Below are 21,583 nucleotides of genomic sequence, written 5' to 3'. Positions count from 1 at the left end.
CATGCAGTTGATTGAACATTCCGACTCGCCGCGCTACATCCGCCTGCACGAGCGGGACAACGTAGTGATTGTGGTCAACGACCAGGGCGTACCGGCCGGCACCGAGTTCCCGGACGGTCTGGTGACCGTGGACTTTGTGCCGCAGAGCCACAAGGTCACCCTCGAGGACATTCCCGAGGGCGGCCAGGTGATTCGCTACGGCCAGACCATCGGCTACGCGTTGCAGCCGATCCCGCGTGGCAGCTGGGTCAAGGAAGATCAACTGCGCATGCCGACCGCGCCGCCGCTGGACAGCCTGCCGCTGTCCACCGAGGTGCCTGCCGCACAGGCCCCGCTGGAAGGCTTCACGTTCGAGGGTTATCGCAACGCCGACGGCACCGTCGGTACGCGCAATATTCTCGGGATCACCACCACGGTGCAGTGCGTGACCGGCGTGCTCGATCACGCGGTGAAACGCATCAAGGACGAGTTGCTGCCGAAGTATCCGCACGTCGATGATGTGGTGGCGCTGACCCACAGTTACGGCTGCGGCGTGGCGATCACCGCCACTGACGCCTATATACCGATCCGCACCGTGCGCAACCTGGCGCGCAACCCGAACCTGGGTGGCGAAGCGCTGGTGATCAGCCTAGGCTGCGAGAAATTGCAGGCCGGGCAGGTGATGCACGAGGACGATGCCTCGGTCGATCTCAGCGAGCCATGGCTGTATCGCCTGCAGGATTCCAGTCACGGTTTCACCGAGATGATTGAGCAGATCATGGCGCTGGCCGAAGTCCGTTTGAAGAAGCTCGACCAGCGCCGCCGCGAAACCGTGCCGGCCTCCGAGCTGATCCTCGGTATGCAGTGCGGCGGCAGCGATGCGTTCTCCGGCATTACCGCCAACCCGGCGCTGGGTTATGCCTCGGACTTGCTGCTGCGCGCAGGGGCGACGGTGATGTTTTCCGAAGTCACCGAAGTACGCGATGCGATTTATCTGCTGACTTCCCGTGCCGAAACCAAGACCGTGGCGCAGGAACTGGTGCGCGAGATGGATTGGTACGACCGTTATCTAGCCAAAGGCGAAGCGGATCGCAGTGCCAACACCACGCCGGGCAACAAGAAGGGCGGGTTGTCGAACATTGTCGAGAAGTCGCTGGGCTCGATCGTCAAATCCGGCAGCAGCGCGATCAATGGCGTGCTCGGCCCGGGCGAGCGTTTCAAGCAGAAGGGTTTGATTTTCTGCGCCACGCCGGCGAGCGATTTTGTCTGCGGCACCTTGCAGTTGGCAGCGGGAATGAACCTGCATGTGTTCACCACCGGGCGGGGCACGCCGTATGGCTTGGCCATGGCGCCGGTGGTCAAGGTCTCGACCCGGACCGAGTTGGCGCAACGCTGGCCGGATCTGATCGACATCGATGCCGGGCGGATTGCTACCGGCCGTGCGTCCATCGAGGAATTGGGCTGGGAGTTGTTCCACTATTACCTGGATGTGGCGAGCGGCAAGCAGCAGACGTGGGCGGAGAAGCACAAGCTGCATAACGACATCACCCTGTTCAATCCGGCGCCGATTACCTGATACCGCGTCATCGTTCTTCGCGAGCAGGCTCGCTCCCACATTTGAAATGCATTCCCCTGTGGGAGCGAGCCTGCTCGCGAAAGCGATCCAACAGACGCCAAAGGATCGGGTGGCTTATCATTAAGCCCTGACGACGCTCACCCAAAGGCTCCCCCCGGCATGCTGGCAATCTTCCTCGAAACCTTGAACATCACCGCGCCGGTGTTCGCCATGCTGTTCCTCGGGGTGTTGCTCAAGCGCGTCGACTGGATCAACGACAACTTCATCCACACCGCCTCGGCGCTGGTGTTCAACGTCAGCATGCCGGCGCTGCTGTTTCTCGGGATTCTGCATGCGGACCTGCACGCCGCACTGCAACCGGCGCTGCTGATCTATTTTGCGATCGCGACGCTGGTGAGTTTTGCTCTGGCCTGGGGCTGGGCGATCATCAAGTGCCCGCGTGAGGATCGCGGTATCTACACCCAGGGTGCGTTTCGCGGCAACAACGGGGTGATCGGTCTGGCGCTGGCGGCGAGCATGTACGGCGACTACGGGATTTCCCTCGGGGCGATTCTCGCGGCGCTGGTGATCCTGTTTTACAACACCCTGTCGACCATCGTGCTCGCGGTGTACAGCCCGGTGATCAAGTCCGATCCGTGGAGCATTTGCAAAAGCGTGTTCAGCAACCCGCTGATCATCAGCGTGATTGCCGCCGCGCCGTTCGCCTATTTCCAGATCAGCCTGCCGGGCTGGCTGGAAACCTCCGGCCAGTATCTGGCGCAGACCACTTTGCCGCTGGCGCTGATCTGCATTGGTGGCACGCTGTCACTGGCGGCGCTGCGCAAGAGCGGCAGCATGGCGCTGAGTTCGAGTCTGGTGAAGATGATCGGCCTGCCGGTGCTGGCGACGCTGGGGGCGTGGTTGTGGGGCTTTCGTGGCGCAGAGCTGGGGATTCTGTTTCTGTACTTCGGCAGCCCGACGGCGGCGGCCAGTTTCGTCATGGCCCGGGCGGCGCAGGGCAATCATGAGCTGGCAGCGGCGATCATTGTGCTGACCACGCTGATGGCGGCGGTGACCACCAATATCGGGATCTTTCTGTTGCAGTGGGGTGGGTGGATCTGACTGACAGATCTTCAGTGGCTGACAGGGCCTCTTCGCGAGCAGGCTCGCTCTCACAGGGAAATGCATTCCCAATGTGGGAGCGGGCTTGCTCGCGAAGGCGTCAGTTCGATCATTCAGGTTTCTGATAGGTATCGATCACTTCCTGCGCCGCACGAAACGCATCAATCGCCGCCGGCACCCCGGCGTACACCGCGCAATGCAGCAGCGCCTCGCGAATCTCTTCGACCGTGCAGCCGTTGTTCAGCGCACCGCGCACGTGGCCCTTCAATTCCTGCGGGCACTTCAATGCGGTCAGCGCTGCAAGGGTAATCAGGCTGCGGGTTTTCAGCGGCAGACCTTCGCGATTCCACACGCCGCCCCAGGCGTGTTCATTGACGAAATCCTGCAACGGCTGAGTGAATTCGGTGGCGTTGCCCAGCGCGCGATCAACGAACGCATCGCCCATTACCTGACGGCGGATCTCAACCCCGGTTTTCTGCGAATCGGTCATGGCACATCCCTCTTGTGGTGTTGGCGGCGCCAGGCGCGTACGGACGTGAACAACAGAAACGCCAGCAGCGTCGGCAGCACGTAGAACAGCATCAGTTTTTCCAGTTTGCCGGCCAGCGGCATGCCGGTGGTGAACGACACCACGTGCAGCCCGTAAGCCGCGTACAAACCGAGCAACAACAAACCTTCGGCGCGGGTCACGCGGTAGCCGGAATAGAACACCGGCAGGCACAGCGCGGCGACGCCGAGCATCACCGGCAAGTCGAAATCCAGCGCGTTCGGCGAGACCGACAACGGCGTCGGCGCAATCAACGCAGTGACCCCGAGCACCCCGAGCAGGTTGAACAGGTTGGCGCCAATCACGTTGCCCACGGCGATATCGCGTTGTCCGCGCAATGCAGCGATCAGCGAGGTGGCGAGTTCCGGCAGCGAGGTGCCGACCGCAACCACCGTCAGACCGATCACCCGTTCGGAGAAGCCCAGATCGGTCGCCACCGCCACCGCTGCGCCGAGCAGCAAATGCCCGGCGAACACCAACAGCGCCAGGCCGACAACGATCATCAGCAGACTGCTGAACCACGGCACCTGCGGAGGTTGTGGCGATTCCGAATGCGGGCGCGCCGAGTGCCGCGACTGGCGCAGCAACAGGCCCAGATACAACGTCAATGCCGCGAGCAGCAGCACGCCGTCGAAGCGGCCGATCTGTTCATTCCAAGCGAGGACGAACACCAGCAGGCTGGCGCCGATCATCAGCGGAATGTCCAAGCGCACCAGTTGCCGCGACACCCTCAGCGGAATGATCAGCGCCGACAGGCCGAGGGTCACGAGGATGTTGAAGATGCTGCTGCCGATCACGCTGCCGACGGCAATGTCGGGGTTGTGCGCCAGGGTCGCTTGCAAGCTGACCGCCATCTGTGGGGCGCTGCTGCCGAGGGCGACGATGGTCAGGCCGATGATCAGCGGTCGCACATGCAGGCGCGCGGCGAGACGCACGGCGGCGCGCACCATCAGTTCGGCGCCGAGGATCAGCAGGATCAGGCCGCTGAGCAGCTCGATCACCTTGATCAGTGGTAGGTCGGCTAGAGCAAAAATGGTCAGCGCTCCATCAGTCGTCGAGGGCCTGTATGCGCACCCGTGCGGTGCCGCTACCGAGCATGCCGAGGCGTTCGGCGGCTTCACGCGAGACATCGATCAAGCGGCCGCGGGTGTGCGGGCCGCGATCATTGATGCGCACAACGCAGGATTTGTCGTTTTTCAGGTTGGTGACCTTCACCCGGGTGCCGAATGGCAATTGGCGGTGGGCGGCGGTCAGGGAATGCTGGTTGAACGGCTCGCCACTGGCGGTGCGTTTACCGTGGTGCTTGGCACCGTAATAGGAGGCGACGCCGGTCTGGTCGTACCCGTGCGGGTCGATGATGTCGTTGCTGGCGCAACCGGCGAGCAAGGAGAGCAGGGCGCAGGCGCCGAGCAGACGTTTCATTCAAAGGCTCCACAAAACAAATGTGGAAACAACCCAATGTGAAGATCAGCTTCTGTGGCGAGGGGATAAATCCCCTCGCCACAAAACCCCTTCAGCCATGGATTGTTCCCACAGGGGATGGAGCCAGGCTTCAGGTCTGGCCCCATTTGCATCAGCCTTCGAGCTTGCTTTTCAGCAGTTCGTTCACTTGCTGCGGGTTGGCTTTGCCTTTCGACGCCTTCATGGCCTGACCGACAAAGAAGCCGAACATCTTGCCGCGTTTGGCTTCGTCTGCCGCACGGTATTGTTCGACCTGCTCGGCGTTGGCCGCGAGCATTTCGTCCAGCACCGCGGAGATCGCGCCGCTGTCGGTCACTTGCTTCAGACCGCGCTTGTCGATGATCTCGTCCGCCGTGCCTTCGCCGTTGGCCATCGCTTCGAACACCACTTTGGCGATCTTGCCGGAGATGGTGTTGTCCTTGATGCGCTGCAGCATGCCGCCCAACAGTTCAGCGGAAACCGGCGACTCGTCGATGTCCAGGCCTTGCTTGTTGAGCAGGCTGCCCAACTCGACCATGACCCAGTTCGCCGCCAGTTTGGCGTCGCCGCCGATGGCTGCGACCTTCTCGAAGTAGTCCGCTTGCTCACGGCTGGTAGCCAGCACGTTGGCGTCGTAGGCCGACAGACCGAACTGGCTCTGGAAGCGCTCGCGTTTTTGCGGTGGCAGTTCCGGCAGGGTGGCGCGCACCTCGCCGAGGAACGACTCTTCGATGACCACCGGCAGCAGGTCCGGGTCGGGGAAGTAACGGTAGTCGTTGGCTTCCTCTTTGGAGCGCATCGGACGGGTCTCGTCCTTGTTCGGATCGTACAGACGAGTCTGCTGGATCACTTTGCCGCCGTCTTCGATCAGCTCGATCTGCCGCTGGATCTCCGAGTTGATGGCCTTCTCGATGAAACGGAACGAGTTGACGTTCTTGATCTCGCAGCGGGTACCGAACTCGACCTGGCCTTTCGGCCGTACCGAGACGTTGCAGTCGCAACGCAGCGAGCCTTCGGCCATGTTGCCGTCACAGATGCCCAGATAACGTACCAACGCGTGGATCGCCTTGACGTACGCCACGGCTTCCTTGGCGCTGCGCATGTCCGGCTCGGAAACGATTTCCAGCAGCGGCGTGCCCGCACGGTTCAGGTCAATGCCGGTGGCACCGTTGAATTCTTCGTGCAGACTCTTGCCGGCGTCTTCTTCCAGGTGCGCGCGGGTGATGCCGACACGTTTGACGGTGCCGTCTTCCAGCGCGATGTCCAGGTGACCCTTGCCGACGATCGGCAATTCCATCTGGCTGATCTGGTAGCCCTTCGGCAGGTCCGGGTAGAAGTAGTTTTTACGCGCGAACACGTTGTGCTGACCGATCTCGGCGTCAATCGCCAGACCGAACATCACCGCCATGCGCACCGCTTCCTGGTTCAGCACCGGCAATACGCCGGGCATGCCCAGGTCGATCAGGCTGGCCTGGGTGTTCGGCTCGGAGCCGAACTGGGTGGAACTACCGGAAAAGATTTTCGACCGGGTAGTGAGCTGAGTGTGAATCTCCAGCCCGATCACGACTTCCCATTGCATGTGTGTCTCCTCAGAAGCCGGTTGGGGTGCGGGTGTGCCAGTCAGTGTTCAACTGATACTGGTGCGCAACGTTGAGCAAACGGCCTTCCTGGAAATACGGCGCAAGCAACTGCACGCCCACCGGCAGACCGTCGACAAAACCGGCCGGCATCGACAGGCCCGGCAGGCCCGCGAGGTTGGCGGTGATGGTGTAGACGTCTTCCAGATAGGCAGCGACCGGGTCGCTGTTCTTCGCGCCGAGCTTCCAGGCCGGGTTCGGCGTGGTTGGGCCGAGGATGATGTCGACTTCATTAAAGGCCGCCATGAAGTCGTTCTTCACCAGACGACGGATCTTCTGCGCTTTCAGGTAGTAGGCGTCGTAGTAACCGGCGGACAGCGCGTAGGCACCGACCATGATCCGGCGCTGCACTTCCGGCCCGAAGCCTTCGCCGCGGGAGCGCTTGTACAGGTCGATCAGGTTTTCCGGGTTCTCGCAGCGATGGCCGAAACGCACGCCGTCGAAACGCGACAGGTTCGAGGAAGCTTCAGCCGGGGCGATCACGTAGTACGCAGGAATCGCATGCTGCATGTTCGGCAGGCTGATTTCCTTGATCACGGCACCGAGCTTCTGCAGCTCCTGGATGCTGTTCTGGATCAGCTCGGCGATGCGCGGGTCGAGACCGGCGCTGAAGTACTCCTTCGGCACGCCGATGCGCAGGCCCTGCAGCGAAGTGTTGAGGCTGGCGGAGTAATCCGGAACCGGCTCATCGATGCTGGTGGAGTCGTTCTGGTCGAACCCGGCCATACCTTGCAACAAAATCGCGCAGTCTTCGGCCGTACGCGCCAACGGGCCACCCTGATCGAGGCTGGAGGCGTAAGCGATCATGCCCCAGCGCGAAACACGACCGTAGGTCGGTTTCAGGCCGGTGAGGTTGGTGAATGCAGCGGGCTGACGGATCGAACCACCGGTATCGGTGGCCGTGGCCGCCGGCAACAGACGAGCGGCAACCGCCGCCGCCGAACCACCGGACGAACCGCCCGGCACGTGTTCCAGGTTCCAAGGGTTTTTCACCGCGCCGTACCAGCTCGACTCGTTGGCCGAACCCATGGCGAATTCGTCCATGTTGGTCTTGCCCAGGGTCACGGCGCCGGCAGCGGCCAGTTTCGCGACCACGGTGGCGTCGTACGGGGCCTTGAAGTTGTCGAGCATCTTCGAACCGCAGCTGGTGCGGATGCCTTGAGTGCAGAACAGGTCCTTGTGGGCGATCGGCGCACCGAGCAGGGCGCCGCTCTCACCGTTGGCCCGGCGTGCATCGGCGGCTTTCGCCTGCTCGAGTGCCAGCTCTTCGGTGAGGCTGATGAAACTGTTGAGCTGCGGATCGAGCTGGGTAATACGCGCCAGCAGGACTTTGGTCAGCTCTTCGGAGGAAAACTTTTTATCGGCGAGACCGCGGGCGATCTCGGCCAGAGTCATTTGATGCATTGCAGGCTCTTTCCCTTTAGTCGATGACTTTCGGAACCAGATACAGGCCGTTTTCGACCGCTGGTGCGATGGACTGATAGGCCTCGCGGTGATTGGTCTCGGTCACGACGTCGGCGCGCAGGCGCTGACTGGCTTCCAGCGGGTGGGCCAAAGGCTCGATACCGTCGGTATCGACGGCCTGCATTTCGTCGACCAGCCCGAGAATGCTGTTGAGGGCGGAAGTAATGTGCGGAAGATCGGCATCATTCAGGCCAAGGCAGGCCAGATGTGCGATTTTTTCCACGTCGGAGCGTTCTAGCGCCATCGGGATTCTCCAGTGGAAAACAGAACGGACGGCGTCCGTGTGTTAGATTGTCGGAACACTACCGCACTTCTACGGTCATAAGGCCGCGATTGTGGGGCTTGGTGCACAGAAAAGCGGCCAATTTAACATATTGGCGCCTTGCCCAAAATCCCTGTCGTTGTTAGAGTTTGCCGCACTTTTTTACCCACGCGTTGCCTAGGGTCCCTTTCCCATGTTCAAGAAACTGCGTGGCATGTTTTCCAGCGATCTTTCCATTGACCTGGGCACTGCCAACACCCTTATTTACGTGCGCGAGCGCGGTATCGTCCTGAATGAGCCATCGGTTGTGGCCATTCGGACACACGGTAACCAGAAAAGTGTCGTTGCTGTCGGCACCGAAGCCAAGCGCATGCTCGGCCGTACGCCGGGCAACATTGCTGCCATTCGTCCGATGAAGGACGGCGTGATCGCCGACTTCAGCGTCTGCGAAAAGATGCTGCAATACTTTATCAACAAGGTTCACGAAAACAGCTTTCTGCAGCCCAGCCCTCGTGTGCTGATCTGCGTTCCATGCAAATCCACCCAGGTTGAGCGTCGGGCCATCCGTGAATCGGCCCTCGGTGCCGGTGCCCGTGAAGTGTTCCTGATTGAAGAGCCGATGGCTGCTGCGATCGGTGCCGGCCTGCCGGTTGAAGAAGCACGCGGTTCGATGGTCGTCGATATTGGTGGTGGTACCACTGAAATCGCGCTGATCTCCCTGAACGGTGTGGTCTACGCCGAATCCGTCCGCGTGGGCGGCGACCGCTTCGACGAAGCGATCATCACCTACGTGCGCCGCAACTACGGCAGCCTGATCGGTGAATCGACTGCCGAGCGCATCAAGCAGGAAATCGGTACGGCCTACCCGGGCGGCGAAGTTCGCGAAGTCGACGTTCGCGGTCGCAACCTGGCCGAAGGCGTTCCACGTGCATTCACCCTGAACTCCAACGAAGTGCTGGAAGCTCTGCAAGAGTCCCTGGCCACTATCGTTCAGGCTGTGAAAAGCGCCCTGGAGCAATCGCCGCCGGAACTGGCTTCCGACATCGCCGAGCGCGGCCTGGTGCTGACCGGCGGTGGCGCACTGCTGCGTGACCTCGACAAGTTGCTGGCCCAGGAAACCGGTCTGCCGGTGATTGTTGCCGAAGATCCGCTGACCTGTGTTGCTCGCGGCGGTGGCCGTGCATTGGAAATGATGGACAAGCACACCATGGACCTGCTCTCCAGCGAATAAGCGCCGGTTTGCAATACGTGGGTGAGCGCACAGGCAGCACTTTGCAGTGCTGCCTGTTGGCGTTTATCTTCTGTCAGTCTTCATCCAGGCCGGTTTGATGCCGTATGAATAAACAGAACATTTGCCTGGGAGGAGCGGCTTATTAAACCGCTTTTCGCCAAAGGCCCTTCGTTGGGTGTGCGCCTGTTGGTGCTGGCCGTGCTGTCGGTCGCGCTGATGGTGGTCGATGCCCGCTTCGACCTGCTCAAACCCGCGCGCAAACAAGCGTCGCTGGTGTTGATGGACGCCTACTGGATCACCGACCTGCCCGGACGGCTGTGGGAAGGGATCGCCAGTCAGTTCGGCAGCCGCACCGAGCTGGTCGCCGAAAACGAAAAACTCAAGACCGAGAACCTGCTGTTGCAGGGGCGCATGCAGAAGCTTGCCGCCCTTACCGAGCAGAACGTGCGGCTGCGCGAGTTGCTCAATTCCTCCGCGCTGGTCAACGAAAAGGTCGAAGTGGCCGAGTTGATCGGTATGGACCCCAATCCCTTCACCCATCGCATCATCATCAATAAAGGTGAGCGCGATGGCGTGGTGCTCGGTCAACCGGTGCTCGATGCACGCGGTCTGATGGGCCAGGTGGTCGAGTTGATGCCTTACACCTCCCGGGTGCTGCTGCTGACCGACACCACTCACAGCATTCCTGTGCAGGTGAACCGTAACGGTCTGCGGGCGATTGCCAGCGGCACCGGTAACCCGGAACGCCTGGAACTGCGCCATGTCGCCGATACCGCCGACATCAAGGAAGGCGATCTGCTGGTCAGCTCCGGCCTGGGTCAGCGTTTCCCGGCCGGTTATCCGGTGGCGACGGTCAAGGAAGTCATCCACGACTCCGGCCAGCCGTTCGCGATTGTTCGCGCGGTGCCAACCGCTGCGTTAAACCGCAGCCGTTATCTGCTGCTGGTGTTCAGTGACAACCGCACCGCCGAAGAGCGCGCCAACGATGCGGCGCAGGCCCAGGAAAATCTCGATGCGCAGGGCGGTGGCCCGATGCTTCCGGCCACGGTGCCGAAAGTCGTCAACACACCGGCAGCCGCGACAACGCCAGCTGCGTCGACCGCTCCAGCGCCCGCTGCTGCGGCCAGCACCACGCCGGCCAAACCTGCGGCCAAGCCAGCGGCGGCAAGCAAGCCGTCAGCTTCCCAGCCTGCTGCGCGTCCGGCGGCGAAACCGCCCGCCACTGCGCCGGGCAACACAGGGAGACAAGAATAATGGTCGGCGCTACCGCTTCGCGTAACGGCTGGATTGTCTGGCTGACGTTTGTCTTCGGCATCCTGCTCAGCGTTTCACCGCTGCCGATGTTCATGGAAATCCTGCGTCCCCTCTGGCTGGCCTTGCTGCTGACTTTCTGGGCGTTGTACATGCCGCATACGGTCGGCATGGTCACCGCGTTCTGCCTGGGGCTGGCCGAAGACGTGCTGCAGGGCGATCTGCTTGGCCAGAATGCCTTGATCCTGACGCTGATCACCTTCCTCGTGCTGTCGTTGCAGCAGCGTCTGCGGATGTTCCCGATGTGGCAGCAATGCCTGGTGATCCTGGTGATCTTCGGCCTCGCTCAACTGGTTCAATTGTGGCTCAGCGCCTTGACCGGCAACCGTCAGCCAACCCTGGCGCTGGTACTGCCGGCACTGGTCAGTGCCTTGCTCTGGCCTTGGGTCAGCTTCGCTTTGCGTGGACTGCGCCGGCGCTACAAAATCAACTGATTCGGTCAGGCATGTGCCCGCACCTCGACAAGGGAGATGTCTTGATGAAGCCGCTTTACCTCGCCTCTGGTTCGCCGCGTCGGCGTGAGTTGCTCACGCAGATCGGCGTGCCGTTCTCCGCCATCAGTGCGGACATCGATGAAACCCCAATCCCCGAAGAATCGCCCTCGGCCTATGTCGAACGCCTCGCGCGTGGCAAGGCCGAGGCCGGTCGACGCACGCGGGTGTCCGACGCGGCGTTTTGCGTTCTGGGCGCGGACACCGCCGTGGTGCTCGACGGCAAAATTCTTGGCAAACCGGTGGACGAAGCCGATGCATGCGCCATGCTGATGATGTTGTCCGGCAAGGAGCATGAAGTGCTGACCGCCATCGCCGTGCTCGAAGGCGAGCGCTGCGAGTCGCGCGTGGTGCGCAGTCTGGTGCGGTTCCGCCCGATCAGCCGCGAAGAGGCTGCGGCCTACTGGGCCAGTGGCGAACCCCGGGACAAGGCCGGCGGTTATGGCATTCAGGGCCTCGGCGCGGTGTTTGTCGCCGGGCTCAATGGCAGCTATTCGGCGGTGGTCGGGCTGCCGGTTTGCGAAACCGCAGAACTGTTGGGCCATTTCGGCATACCCTGTTGGCAAAACCTGAACGCGCAATGAGCGTCGTACGAATCAAGATGCGGCCATTATCGTGAACATGCCTGAACGAGACCCTGCCATGAGTGAAGAGATTCTGATCAACATCACGCCGATGGAATCGCGCGTGGCGGTGGTCGAAAACGGTGTGCTGCAAGAAGTCCACGTTGAGCGCACGCAAAAACGCGGGATCGTCGGCAACATCTATAAGGGCAAGATTGTCCGGGTGCTGCCGGGCATGCAGGCGGCATTCGTCGACATCGGTCTGGATCGCGCCGCGTTCATTCATGCCTCGGAAATTTCTTTGCGCGAAGGCCCGGCGGTGGAAAGCATCAGCGCGCTGGTGCACGAAGGGCAGAGCCTGGTGGTACAGGTGACCAAGGATCCGATCGGTTCCAAGGGCGCGCGCCTGACCACGCAGCTGTCGATTCCGTCGCGTTATCTGGTGTACATGCCGCGCACCGCCCACGTCGGCATTTCCCTGAAAATCGAAGACGAAGCCGAGCGCGAGCGCCTCAAGCAGGTGGTCAGCGATTGTGTGGCCAAAGAAGGAATCAAGGAGGCCGGTGGCTTCATCCTGCGTACCGCCGCCGAAGGTGCCGGGGCCGATGAGATCCTCATGGACATCCGCTACCTGCGCCGCCTGTGGGATCAGATCAATGCGCAGATCCAGACCATCGGCGCGCCAAGTGTGATCTACGAAGACCTCGGTCTGGCCCTGCGCACCTTGCGCGATCTGGTCAGCCCGAAGATCGAGAAGATCCGTATCGACTCCCGGGAAACTTTCCAGAAAACCACGCAGTTCGTCGCCGAACTGATGCCGGAAATTGCCGATCGTTTGGAACACTATCCGGGCGAGCGGCCGATTTTCGACCTGTATGGCGTCGAAGACGAAATCCAGAAAGCCCTCGAGCGCAAAGTGCCGCTCAAGTCCGGTGGTTATCTGGTGGTCGATCCGGCGGAGGCCATGACCACCATCGACGTCAACACCGGCGCGTTTGTAGGCCATCGCAACCTTGAAGAAACCATCTTCAAGACCAACCTCGAAGCCGCCACCGCGATTGCCCGGCAGATGCGCCTGCGCAATCTGGGCGGGATCATCATCATCGACTTCATCGACATGGAAGATGAGGAGCATCAGCGCCAGGTGCTGCGCACCCTGGAAAAACAGCTCGAACGTGATCACGCCAAGACCAACATCATCGGCATCACCGAGTTGGGCCTGGTGCAGATGACCCGCAAGCGCACCCGCGAAAGCCTTGAGCAAGTGCTGTGCGAGCCGTGCAGCAGTTGCCAGGGCCGGGGCAAGTTGAAGACCCCGGAAACCATCTGTTACGAGATTTTCCGCGAGATTCTGCGCGAAGCCCGCGCCTATCAGGCGGAAGGTTACCGGGTGCTGGCGAACCAGAAAGTGGTGGATCGGCTGCTCGACGAAGAATCCGGTAACGTCGCCGAGCTTGAAGGGTTCATCGGCCGCACCATACGCTTTCAGGTCGAAACCATGTATTCCCAGGAACAATATGACGTGGTGCTGCTCTGAACCCCTGCAGCACATTTAATCCACAACGGCTGGCCTCAGCTTTCAGTAGTTTTTTTGCCATGGGAGCCAACTGACATGGAGCGTCTGACACGCATTTTGGCCGCACTGACCCGCTGGGGGCTGGGCCTGTGCGCGTTGGTTCTGGTGTTGATGGCGTTGTACGTCAGCCTCGGTCGGGAACTGACGCCACTGGTGGCGGAATACCGCACCGATATCGAAGACAAGGCCACGGCTGCGCTCGGCATGCCGTTGCAGATCGGCGAGCTGGAAGGCAACTGGAGCGGCTTCGCGCCGATTCTGCTGGCCCACGATGTGATGGTCGGTGACGGCGCCAATGCCTTGCGTCTGGATCGGGTGCGCGTGGTGCCTGACCTCTGGGCCAGTCTGCTGGCGCGCGAAGTGCGTATCGCCCATCTGGAATTGAACGGCCTGAAGATCAGTGTCAAAGAAGCACAGGACGGCACCTGGGCGCTGGAAGGCCTGCCGGTGCAGAACGATCAGCCGCTGGATCCCGAGCAATTGTTCCAACGTTCGCAGATGGTTCAGCAACTGTCGGTGCTCGACAGTCAGGTGACCGTGCAGCCACTGGATCAGGCGCCGATGACCTTCACCTACGTCGGCCTCAATCTGAAAACCGGCAGCAGCCGTCAGCGTCTCGATGCTCGTCTGACCTTGCCCGATGGGCAACCAGTGGCGATGAGCCTGCGTACACGGATTCGCCCCTCTCAATTGCCGAACAGTTCGGTGGAAGGTTATGTCAGCCTGCCGCAAAGCGATTGGTCGAAGTGGCTGCCTGAGCGTGTGACTCAACAGTGGAATTTTTCCGAGATCAAAGCGGGCGGCGAGCTGTGGGTGAACTGGAACGACGGCGCTCTGCAAAGCGCCGCCATCCGTTTGAACGCACCACAGGTGACCGGCGCTTATGCCGAGCGCAAGCCGATCAAGATCAGCAATCTGGCGCTCAACGGCTATTACCAGCGCGATGACGAGGGCGCGATTGTCACTCTCGATTCGCTGGCGATGAACTTCGGCGAGACCCGCTGGGAATCCCATGTGCAGCTCAAGCAGACGCTGGCCACCGATAAAACCGATGAGTTGTGGCACTTGCAGGCCGACCGCCTCGACCTGACACCGATCACGCCGTTGCTCAATGCGCTGGGGCCGTTGCCCGAAAACGTCGCTACGGTCGTCGACCACCTGAAGGTGACGGGTGGACTGCGCAACGTGCTGCTGGATTTTCGTCCCAATGCCACCGACGGCTCGAAATTCGGCTTTGCGGCCAACCTCGATAATGTCGGTTTCGATGCCTATCACGGTGCCCCGGCGGCGCGAAACGTCAGTGGCAGCCTCAGCGGCAACCTCGACGGTGGCGAGTTACGCCTGGACAGCAAGGATTTCGTCCTGCACCTCGATCCGATCTTCGCCAAGCCATGGCAATACATCCAGGCCAATGCTCGACTGACCTGGAAGCTCGATAAAGAAGGTTTCACCCTGATCGCGCCGTACCTGAAAGTGCTGGGCGAAGAGGGCAAAATTGCCGGCGACTTCCTGATCCGCCTGCACTTCGACCATAGCCAGGAAGACTACATGGACCTGCGCGTCGGGCTGGTCGATGGCGATGGTCGCTACACCGCCAAATACCTGCCCGAAGTCTTGAGTCCGGCCCTCGACGAGTGGCTGCGTACAGCGATCCTCAAGGGCGCCGTGGATCAGGGCTTCTTCCAGTACCAGGGTTCGCTGAGCAAAAACGCCAAGGACGTGGATCGCAGCATCAGCCTGTTCTTCAAGGTGCATGACGCCGAGCTGGCGTTCCAGCCGGGCTGGCCGCACGTGAGCAAGGTCAGCGGCGATGTGTTCATCGAGGACAGCGGCGTGCGCATCGTGGCCGACAAGGGCCAGTTGCTCGACACCCAGGTCAGCGACGTTTTCGTCAACATTCCCCATGTGCCGGCCGGGCAGCCCACCCATCTGTTGCTCGACGGCGGATTTGTCGGCGGGCTGGGCGATGGCTTGAAGATTCTGCAGACCGCGCCGATCGGTACCGGCGAAACCTTTGCCGGCTGGGAAGGCGAGGGCGATTTGCAGGGCAAGGTCAAACTCGACATTCCGCTGGAAAAGGGCGATCTGCCGAAGATCCTCGTCGATTTCAAAACCGCCAATGCGCGCCTGAAACTGGCCGAGCCGAAGCTGGAACTGAGCCAGCTCAAGGGCGATTTCCGTTTTGACAGCGCCAAGGGGCTGAGCGGGCAGAACATCGCCGCCAGGGCCTTCGACAAGCCGGTGACCGCGCAGATTTTCGCTGATGGCAGCCCGAACAAGCTCAAGACTCGGGTCGCGGCTTCCGGGCAGGTCGAGGTCAAGAAGCTCACTGACTGGCTGGGCGTGACTCAGCCGTTGCCGGTGTCCGGGACCCTTCCGTATCAGTTGCAGGTCAACCTTGACGGCACTGACAGTCAGCTCACTGTCAGCTCCAGCATGAAAGGTGTGGCAGTGGATCTGCCGGCACCGTTCGGCATGTCGGCCGAGCAGGGGCGTGACACGGTGTTCCGCATGACGTTGCAAGGTGCGGAGCGGCGTTACTGGGTCAACTACGATCAACTGGCGAGCTTCACCTTCGCCGCGCCGCCGAGCAATATCGCCGATGGTCGCGGTGAGCTGTTCCTCGGTACGGGCGACGCCGTACTGCCGGAGGCCAAGGGCTTGCGCATTCGCGGGGTGCTGTCGGAGCTGGACGTCGCGCCGTGGCAGGATCTGGTCAGCAAATACGCCGGCAACGATCCGGGCGGCAGTGCCAAACAATTGCTCAACAGTGCCGACTTCAAGGTGGGCAAGCTCACCGCTTTCGGCACCACGCTGGATCAGGCCGCGGTACAGGTCAATCGCAAGCCATGGGCGTGGAATCTGGCGCTCGACAGCCAGCAGGCCAAGGGTTCGGCCAGCCTGCCCGATGCCAAGGGCGCGCCGATCGCGGTCAATCTGCAACACGTACGTCTGCCGGCGCCGGATCCGACGGTGCAGGCTGACGAGAATTCGCCTGATCCGCTGGTTTCGGTCGACCCGACGAAGATTCCCGCGCTGGATATCACCATCAATCAGTTGTTTCTGGGCCAGGATCTGGTCGGTGGCTGGTCGCTGAAAGTTCGCCCGACGGCCAAAGGCATCGCCCTGAACAACATGGACATGGGCCTCAAGGGCATCCTGTTGCAGGGCAATGGCGGCTGGGAAGGGGCGCCGGGTTCGACCAACAGCTGGTTCAAGGGCCGGATCAGCGGCAAGAACCTTGCCGATGTGCTCAAGGGCTGGGGCTTTGCGCCGAGCGTGACCAGTGAAGAGTTCCATATGGATGTCGATGGCCGCTGGCCGGGCTCGCCGGCATGGCTGGCAACCAAGCGCTTCTCCGGCACGCTGGATGCCTCGCTCAATAAAGGTCAGTTCGTTGAAGTGGAGGGAGGCGCGCAGGCGTTGCGGGTGTTCGGTCTGCTCAACTTCAACTCCATCGGCCGTCGTCTGCGTCTGGACTTCTCCGACTTGTTTGGCAAAGGCTTGAGCTACGATCGGGTCAAGGGCCTGTTGGTGGCTAATAACGGCGTGTATGTCACCCGCGAGCCGATTCGTCTGACCGGTCCTTCGAGCAACCTTGAGCTGGACGGTACGCTGGATTTGGTCGGCGATAAGGTCGATGCGAAATTGCTGGTGACCTTGCCGGTGACCAACAACCTGCCGATTGCTGCGTTGATTGTCGGCGCGCCGGCGGTCGGCGGGGCGTTGTTCCTGATCGACAAGCTGATCGGCGACCGCGTAGCGCGCTTCGCCAGCGTCAAGTACACCGTCAAAGGCCCGTGGAAAGAGCCGAAAATCACCTTCGACAAGCCTTTTTGAACAGCCACATCCCGGGCCTATGGAGTAGCATGGCCGCATACCTGTTACGGAGTGCGCCATGTCTTTAGCGGTGATTCAAATGGTCAGCCAGAGTGATGTGCTGGCCAATCTGGCGCAGGCTCGACGCCTGCTCGAACAGGCCGCGGCCGGCGGCGCGAAGCTGGCGGTGCTGCCGGAAAACTTCGCCGCCATGGGCCGTCGCGACATCGCCGACATCGGCCGTGCCGAAGCGCTTGGCGAAGGTCCGATCCTGCCATGGTTGAAACAGACCGCCCGCGACCTCAAGTTATGGATAGTGGCCGGCACCTTGCCGTTGCCGCCGCTTGGGCAACCGGACGCCAAGTCGCATGCCTGTTCGCTGCTGGTCAACGATCAGGGTGAAACCGTGGCACGGTATGACAAGTTGCACCTGTTCGATGTTGATGTGGCGGACAATCGCGGGCGGTATCGCGAATCCGATGACTATGCTTATGGCAGTGGCGTGGTGGTCGCAGACACGCCGGTTGGCCGAGTCGGCCTGACCGTGTGTTACGACCTGCGCTTTCCGGAGCTGTACAGCGAATTGCGCGCCGCCGGTGCCGAGTTGATTACCGCCCCGTCGGCCTTCACCGCAGTGACCGGTGCGGCGCATTGGGATGTGCTGATTCGCGCCCGGGCCATCGAGACGCAGTGTTATGTATTGGCGGCAGCGCAGGGCGGGACTCACCCGGGACCGCGTGAAACCTTCGGTCATGCGGCGATTGTCGACCCGTGGGGCCGTGTGCTGGCGCATCAGGATCAAGGCGAGGCGGTATTGTTGGCCGCACGCGACAGTGATGAACAAGCGTCTATCAGGGCGCGAATGCCGGTGACGAGTCATCGGCGGTTTTTCTCGCAGGGCGCCCAGCGGCCTGCTTCAGAACATGAATTTAAGGCGTAAACCTATGAGCGAGTTGTTGTCCTCAGTCAGTGATCACCTGTTGGCGCCCGGCGGCGTGACCATCGAGAGCCTGCAAGGTGTGCTCGGCGATCTGGCCGGCCCGGGCATCGATGCTGCCGATCTGTATTTCCAGGGCCAGATCTCTGAGTCGTGGTCGCTGGAAGACGGTATCGTCAAGGAAGGCAGCTTCAACCTCGACCAAGGTGTTGGCGTGCGTGCGCAGTCCGGCGAGAAAACCGGTTTTGCCTACAGCAACGCGATCACCCTCGAAGCACTGGGCGCTGCGGCCCGTGCCGCCCGCTCGATCTCCCGCGCCGGGCAGAACGGCACGGTGCAGGCGTTCAGCACTCAGGATGTCGCGCAGTTGTATGCGCCGGACAATCCGCTGGAAGTGTTGAGCCGCGCCGAGAAAGTCGAGCTGCTCAAGCGCATCGACGTCGCTACCCGCGCCCTCGACCCACGGATTCAGCAGGTCAGCGTGAGCATGGCCGGGGTCTGGGAACGGATTCTGGTAGCGTCCACCGACGGTGGCCTGGCCGCTGATGTGCGTCCGCTGGTACGTTTCAACGTCAGCGTGATCGTCGAGCAGAATGGGCGTCGCGAGCGCGGCGGACATGGCGGCGGCGGGCGTACCGACTACCGTTATTTCCTCGCCGAAGACCGTGCCATGGGCTATGCCCGTGAAGCGCTGCGTCAGGCCTTGGTGAACCTCGAAGCGATTCCGGCACCGGCCGGCACCTTGCCTGTCGTCCTCGGTTCGGGCTGGTCCGGTGTGCTGCTGCACGAAGCGGTCGGTCACGGTCTGGAAGGCGACTTCAACCGCAAGGGCAGTTCGGCCTACAGCGGGCGCATGGGCGAAATGGTTGCCTCCAAGCTCTGCACCATTGTCGATGACGGCACGTTGAGCGGTCGTCGCGGCTCGCTGAGCGTCGACGACGAAGGCACTCCGACCGAGTGCACCACGCTGATCGAGAACGGCGTGCTCAAAGGTTACATGCAGGACAAGCTCAACGCACGCCTGATGGGCGTAGCCCGTACCGGCAACGGTCGTCGCGAGTCCTACGCGCATCTGCCGATGCCGCGCATGACCAACACTTACATGTTGGGTGGCGAGAGCGATCCGGCGGAAATCATCGCTTCGGTGAAGAAGGGCATCTACTGCGCCAACCTCGGCGGCGGTCAGGTCGACATTACCAGCGGCAAGTTCGTGTTCTCCACCAGCGAGGCGTACCTGATCGAGGACGGCAAGATTACCGCACCGGTCAAGGGCGCGACGTTGATCGGCAACGGCCCCGAGGCGATGAGCCGGGTGTCGATGGTCGGTAACGATCTGGCGCTGGACAGCGGTGTGGGCACGTGCGGCAAGGACGGGCAGTCGGTGCCGGTGGGTGTCGGTCAGCCGACGCTGAAGATCGATGCGATTACCGTGGGTGGCACGGGCGCATAAATAAACCAGCTGTAGGAGCTGCCGCAGGCTGCGATCTTTTGATCTTGCTTTTAACAATCAAAGTCAAAAGATCGCAGCCTGCGGCAGCTCCTACAAGAGCGAGATATCAACGCAGGCCGCGTTGGGTATCGTCCAGCTCACGGATGTACTTGAAGATCTTGCGGCTGGAAGCAGGAGGTTTGTTTTGCGCAACTTCGTGCTGAGCCTGACGGATCAGGGAGCGCAGTTGCTGGCGATCGGCGTCGGGGTATTCGACGACGAATTTCTCCAGCACGGCATCGTCACCGGCGATCAGGCGGTCGCGCCAGCGTTCGAGGTTGTGGAAACGCTCGTTGTACTGACGGGTGGAGGCATCGAGTTGATCGAGCAGGACCAGAATCGCGTCAGTGTCCTGATCGCGCATCAGTTTGCCGATGAACTGCAGGTGCCGTTTACGCGCGATGTTCGCGGTGTGCTTCGGCGCATCGGCCAGGGCCCGGCGCAAAGCGTCGGTCAATGGCAATTTTGCCTGCAAGTCGGGCTTGAGTGTTGTAAGGCGCTCGCCAAGGTCAACCAGAGCATGCAGCTCGCGTTTGACCTGAGATTTGCTTTTTTCTCCCGTATCGAGGGAGTCGTCGTAAGAATCAACCATGGTGGCAGTCCGCAAAGAAACGCCGCCATGATAACCAGTCGGGGGCCGCTTGTCCGGCCCGGTCGCTCGATGGCCCCAGCCGAAAGCAGAATTTGAGTGGAGATGAGCATGAGTGCAGTTCAAAGCGTCGGCCCGCAAGCATTGCCGGCACTGCAGGAACAGGTCGAGCAGATCATCGCCGAAGCCAAGCGTCAGGGCGCCAGCGCCTGTGAAGTCGCGGTGTCGCTGGAGCAGGGTTTGTCGACGTCGGTGCGCCAGCGTGAGGTCGAGACGGTCGAATTCAATCGCGACCAGGGCTTTGGCATCACCTTGTATGTTGGCCAGCGCAAAGGCTCGGCCAGCACGTCCGCCACCGGGCCGGACGCGATTCGTGAAACCGTTGCCGCTGCACTGGCGATCGCCAAACATACCTCTGAAGACGAAGCCTCGGGCCTCGCCGATGCCGCGCTGATGGCCAGGGATGTGCAGGATTTCGATCTGTTCCACGAATGGGACATCACCCCGGAGCAGGCCATCGAGAAGGCGTTGCTCTGTGAAGCGGCGGCGTTCGACGCCGATGCGCGAATCAAGAACGCCGACGGCACCACCCTCAGCACCCATCAGGGCTGCCGCGTGTATGGCAACAGCCACGGTTTCATCGGTGGTTACGCGTCGACCCGGCACAGCCTGAGCTGCGTGATGATCGCCGAAGCCGACGGCCAGATGCAGCGCGATTACTGGTATGACGTCAATCGTCAGGGCAGCCTGCTGGCGGATCCGGTGAGCATCGGCCAGCGTGCCGCGCAACGCGCCGCGAGCCGTCTGGGCGCGCGTCCGGTACCGACCTGCGAAGTGCCGGTGCTGTTTTCCGCTGAACTGGCGGGCGGGTTGTTCGGCAGTTTCCTGTCGGCGGTGTCTGGCGGCAGTCTGTATCGCAAATCGTCGTTCCTCGAAGGTACGCTGGGGCAGAAGCTGTTTCCGGAATGGCTGACCATCGACGAGCGTCCACATCTGATGCGCGCCATGGGCAGTGCGTCCTACGACGGTGATGGTCTGGCCACCTATGCCAAATCGTTCGTCGAGAAGGGCGAGTTGGTGTCGTACATCCTCGGCACGTACTCCGGGCGCAAACTCGGCATGCCGAGCACCGCCAACGCGGGTGGCGTGCACAACCTGTTCGTCACTCACGGTGATGAAGATCAGGCGGCGCTGTTGAAACGCATGGGCCGTGGGTTGTTGGTCACCGAATTGATGGGCCATGGCTTGAACATGGTTACAGGCGATTATTCGCGTGGTGCGGCGGGGTTCTGGGTCGAGAACGGCGAAATCCAGTTCGCGGTGCAGGAAGTGACCATCGCCGGCAACATGCGCGACATGTTCAAGCAGATCGTCGCAGTCGGTAATGATCTGGAGCTGCGCAGCAATATTCGTACGGGCTCGGTGCTGATCGAGCGGATGACTGTCGCGGGCAGCTAAGCCCCAGCGGTCGGACAAGAAAGGCGCGCCACCCAATCGGGTGGCGCGCCTTTTTTCTTGGCTCCACACAAAACCTTGTGGGAGCGAGCCTGCTCGCGAAAGCGATAGCAGCC

The 21,583-nt window shown here is 61.6% G+C and carries 18 protein-coding genes; 11 read left to right on the top strand and 7 right to left on the bottom strand.

Annotated elements, in window-relative coordinates; translation table 11 throughout:
- The first annotated feature begins 1 nt into the window (after position 1).
- Together garD and HDC30_RS20735 are read left to right on the top strand one after the other, a co-directional pair.
- Positions 2-1,555, top strand: a complete 1,554-nt coding sequence (gene garD / locus HDC30_RS20740; RefSeq protein ID WP_096795342.1) for a galactarate dehydratase — start codon at positions 2-4, stop codon at positions 1,553-1,555.
- A 159-nt stretch (positions 1,556-1,714) separates the two neighbouring features.
- Positions 1,715-2,656 carry an AEC family transporter gene (locus HDC30_RS20735; protein WP_115988213.1) on the top strand — a complete coding sequence of 314 codons (942 nt, stop codon included), beginning with the start codon at positions 1,715-1,717 and terminating at the stop codon, positions 2,654-2,656.
- A gap of 109 nt (positions 2,657-2,765) precedes the next feature.
- Here the strand turns inward: HDC30_RS20735 and HDC30_RS20730 are convergent, their stop codons facing one another.
- The 6 genes from HDC30_RS20730 to gatC form a co-directional block, all read right to left on the bottom strand.
- Positions 2,766-3,146, bottom strand: a complete 381-nt coding sequence (locus HDC30_RS20730) for a carboxymuconolactone decarboxylase family protein (protein ID WP_027610831.1) — start codon at positions 3,144-3,146, stop codon at positions 2,766-2,768.
- Positions 3,143-4,204 (bottom strand): calcium/sodium antiporter, encoded by a 1,062-nt coding sequence (locus HDC30_RS20725; RefSeq protein ID WP_183784655.1) that lies wholly within the window; start codon positions 4,202-4,204, stop codon positions 3,143-3,145. The genes HDC30_RS20730 and HDC30_RS20725 overlap by 4 nt, the downstream gene beginning before the upstream one ends.
- A gap of 46 nt (positions 4,205-4,250) precedes the next feature.
- Positions 4,251-4,625, bottom strand: coding sequence for a septal ring lytic transglycosylase RlpA family protein (locus tag HDC30_RS20720; protein ID WP_007966094.1), 375 nt, complete (start codon positions 4,623-4,625; stop codon positions 4,251-4,253).
- Positions 4,626-4,776: 151 nt separating this feature from the next.
- On the bottom strand, positions 4,777-6,222 hold the full coding sequence (gene gatB, locus HDC30_RS20715; protein ID WP_007961565.1) for an Asp-tRNA(Asn)/Glu-tRNA(Gln) amidotransferase subunit GatB: 1,446 nt from the start codon (positions 6,220-6,222) through the stop codon (positions 4,777-4,779).
- Positions 6,223-6,232: 10 nt separating this feature from the next.
- Positions 6,233-7,684, bottom strand: coding sequence for an Asp-tRNA(Asn)/Glu-tRNA(Gln) amidotransferase subunit GatA (gatA, locus tag HDC30_RS20710; protein WP_166496179.1), 1,452 nt, complete (start codon positions 7,682-7,684; stop codon positions 6,233-6,235).
- Positions 7,685-7,700: 16 nt separating this feature from the next.
- A complete protein-coding gene (gene gatC / locus HDC30_RS20705; protein ID WP_003221657.1) occupies positions 7,701-7,988 on the bottom strand; it encodes an Asp-tRNA(Asn)/Glu-tRNA(Gln) amidotransferase subunit GatC in 288 nt (95 codons plus the stop codon).
- 211 nt (positions 7,989-8,199) lie between these two features.
- On the opposite strand from gatC, the gene mreB reads away from it, so the two are divergent.
- The 8 genes from mreB to tldD all read left to right on the top strand — a co-directional run bounded on the left by mreB (position 8,200) and on the right by tldD (position 19,384).
- Entirely contained in the window at positions 8,200-9,237 is a 1,038-nt protein-coding gene (gene mreB / locus HDC30_RS20700) for a rod shape-determining protein MreB (protein WP_002555108.1), read from the top strand.
- 141 nt (positions 9,238-9,378) lie between these two features.
- Positions 9,379-10,491: a rod shape-determining protein MreC gene (gene mreC / locus HDC30_RS20695; protein ID WP_183784750.1), complete on the top strand. Its 1,113-nt coding sequence runs from the start codon at positions 9,379-9,381 to the stop codon at positions 10,489-10,491.
- Positions 10,491-10,982, top strand: coding sequence for a rod shape-determining protein MreD (gene mreD / locus HDC30_RS20690; RefSeq protein ID WP_096795347.1), 492 nt, complete (start codon positions 10,491-10,493; stop codon positions 10,980-10,982). The genes mreC and mreD overlap by 1 nt, the downstream gene beginning before the upstream one ends.
- A gap of 44 nt (positions 10,983-11,026) precedes the next feature.
- A complete protein-coding gene (locus HDC30_RS20685; protein WP_096795348.1) occupies positions 11,027-11,623 on the top strand; it encodes a nucleoside triphosphate pyrophosphatase in 597 nt (198 codons plus the stop codon).
- 58 nt (positions 11,624-11,681) lie between these two features.
- Positions 11,682-13,139 carry a ribonuclease G gene (rng, locus tag HDC30_RS20680; RefSeq protein ID WP_007961585.1) on the top strand — a complete coding sequence of 486 codons (1,458 nt, stop codon included), beginning with the start codon at positions 11,682-11,684 and terminating at the stop codon, positions 13,137-13,139.
- A gap of 75 nt (positions 13,140-13,214) precedes the next feature.
- Complete coding sequence (locus HDC30_RS20675; protein WP_183784653.1) at positions 13,215-17,018, top strand: YhdP family protein; 3,804 nt, start codon at positions 13,215-13,217, stop codon at positions 17,016-17,018.
- Between the two features lie 58 nt (positions 17,019-17,076).
- Positions 17,077-17,937 carry a carbon-nitrogen hydrolase family protein gene (locus HDC30_RS20670; protein ID WP_096795350.1) on the top strand — a complete coding sequence of 287 codons (861 nt, stop codon included), beginning with the start codon at positions 17,077-17,079 and terminating at the stop codon, positions 17,935-17,937.
- Between the two features lie 4 nt (positions 17,938-17,941).
- Entirely contained in the window at positions 17,942-19,384 is a 1,443-nt protein-coding gene (gene tldD, locus HDC30_RS20665) for a metalloprotease TldD (protein WP_007961588.1), read from the top strand.
- A 106-nt stretch (positions 19,385-19,490) separates the two neighbouring features.
- Here tldD and yjgA read toward each other — a convergent pair whose 3' ends face one another.
- A complete protein-coding gene (yjgA, locus tag HDC30_RS20660; protein ID WP_003221672.1) occupies positions 19,491-20,015 on the bottom strand; it encodes a ribosome biogenesis factor YjgA in 525 nt (174 codons plus the stop codon).
- A gap of 108 nt (positions 20,016-20,123) precedes the next feature.
- On the opposite strand from yjgA, the gene pmbA reads away from it, so the two are divergent.
- Positions 20,124-21,470 (top strand): metalloprotease PmbA, encoded by a 1,347-nt coding sequence (pmbA, locus tag HDC30_RS20655; protein ID WP_409347918.1) that lies wholly within the window; start codon positions 20,124-20,126, stop codon positions 21,468-21,470.
- The last annotated feature ends 113 nt before the right edge of the window (positions 21,471-21,583 follow it).

The sequence above is a fragment of the Pseudomonas sp. JAI115 genome (assembly GCF_014200835.1).
Classification (GTDB): domain Bacteria; phylum Pseudomonadota; class Gammaproteobacteria; order Pseudomonadales; family Pseudomonadaceae; genus Aquipseudomonas; species Aquipseudomonas putida_A.
This window is presented reverse-complemented; position numbering and strand designations above follow the sequence as displayed.

Bases quoted from the DNA above. Each gene is read 5' to 3' on its own strand.
- mreB (WP_002555108.1), top strand. From the start codon at position 8,200: ATGTTCAAGAAACTGCGTGGCATGTTTTCCAGCGATCTTTCCATTGAC.
- HDC30_RS20685 (WP_096795348.1), top strand. From the start codon at position 11,027: ATGAAGCCGCTTTACCTCGCCTCTGGTTCGCCGCGTCGGCGTGAGTTG.
- HDC30_RS20675 (WP_183784653.1), top strand. From the start codon at position 13,215: ATGGAGCGTCTGACACGCATTTTGGCCGCACTGACCCGCTGGGGGCTG.
- HDC30_RS20720 (WP_007966094.1), bottom strand. From the start codon at position 4,625: ATGAAACGTCTGCTCGGCGCCTGCGCCCTGCTCTCCTTGCTCGCCGGT.
- mreD (WP_096795347.1), top strand. From the start codon at position 10,491: ATGGTCGGCGCTACCGCTTCGCGTAACGGCTGGATTGTCTGGCTGACG.
- HDC30_RS20735 (WP_115988213.1), top strand. From the start codon at position 1,715: ATGCTGGCAATCTTCCTCGAAACCTTGAACATCACCGCGCCGGTGTTC.
- rng (WP_007961585.1), top strand. From the start codon at position 11,682: ATGAGTGAAGAGATTCTGATCAACATCACGCCGATGGAATCGCGCGTG.
- gatB (WP_007961565.1), bottom strand. From the start codon at position 6,222: ATGCAATGGGAAGTCGTGATCGGGCTGGAGATTCACACTCAGCTCACT.
- pmbA (WP_409347918.1), top strand. From the start codon at position 20,124: ATGAGTGCAGTTCAAAGCGTCGGCCCGCAAGCATTGCCGGCACTGCAG.
- tldD (WP_007961588.1), top strand. From the start codon at position 17,942: ATGAGCGAGTTGTTGTCCTCAGTCAGTGATCACCTGTTGGCGCCCGGC.
- gatA (WP_166496179.1), bottom strand. From the start codon at position 7,684: ATGCATCAAATGACTCTGGCCGAGATCGCCCGCGGTCTCGCCGATAAA.
- HDC30_RS20730 (WP_027610831.1), bottom strand. From the start codon at position 3,146: ATGACCGATTCGCAGAAAACCGGGGTTGAGATCCGCCGTCAGGTAATG.
- yjgA (WP_003221672.1), bottom strand. From the start codon at position 20,015: ATGGTTGATTCTTACGACGACTCCCTCGATACGGGAGAAAAAAGCAAA.
- garD (WP_096795342.1), top strand. From the start codon at position 2: ATGCAGTTGATTGAACATTCCGACTCGCCGCGCTACATCCGCCTGCAC.
- gatC (WP_003221657.1), bottom strand. From the start codon at position 7,988: ATGGCGCTAGAACGCTCCGACGTGGAAAAAATCGCACATCTGGCCTGC.
- HDC30_RS20670 (WP_096795350.1), top strand. From the start codon at position 17,077: ATGTCTTTAGCGGTGATTCAAATGGTCAGCCAGAGTGATGTGCTGGCC.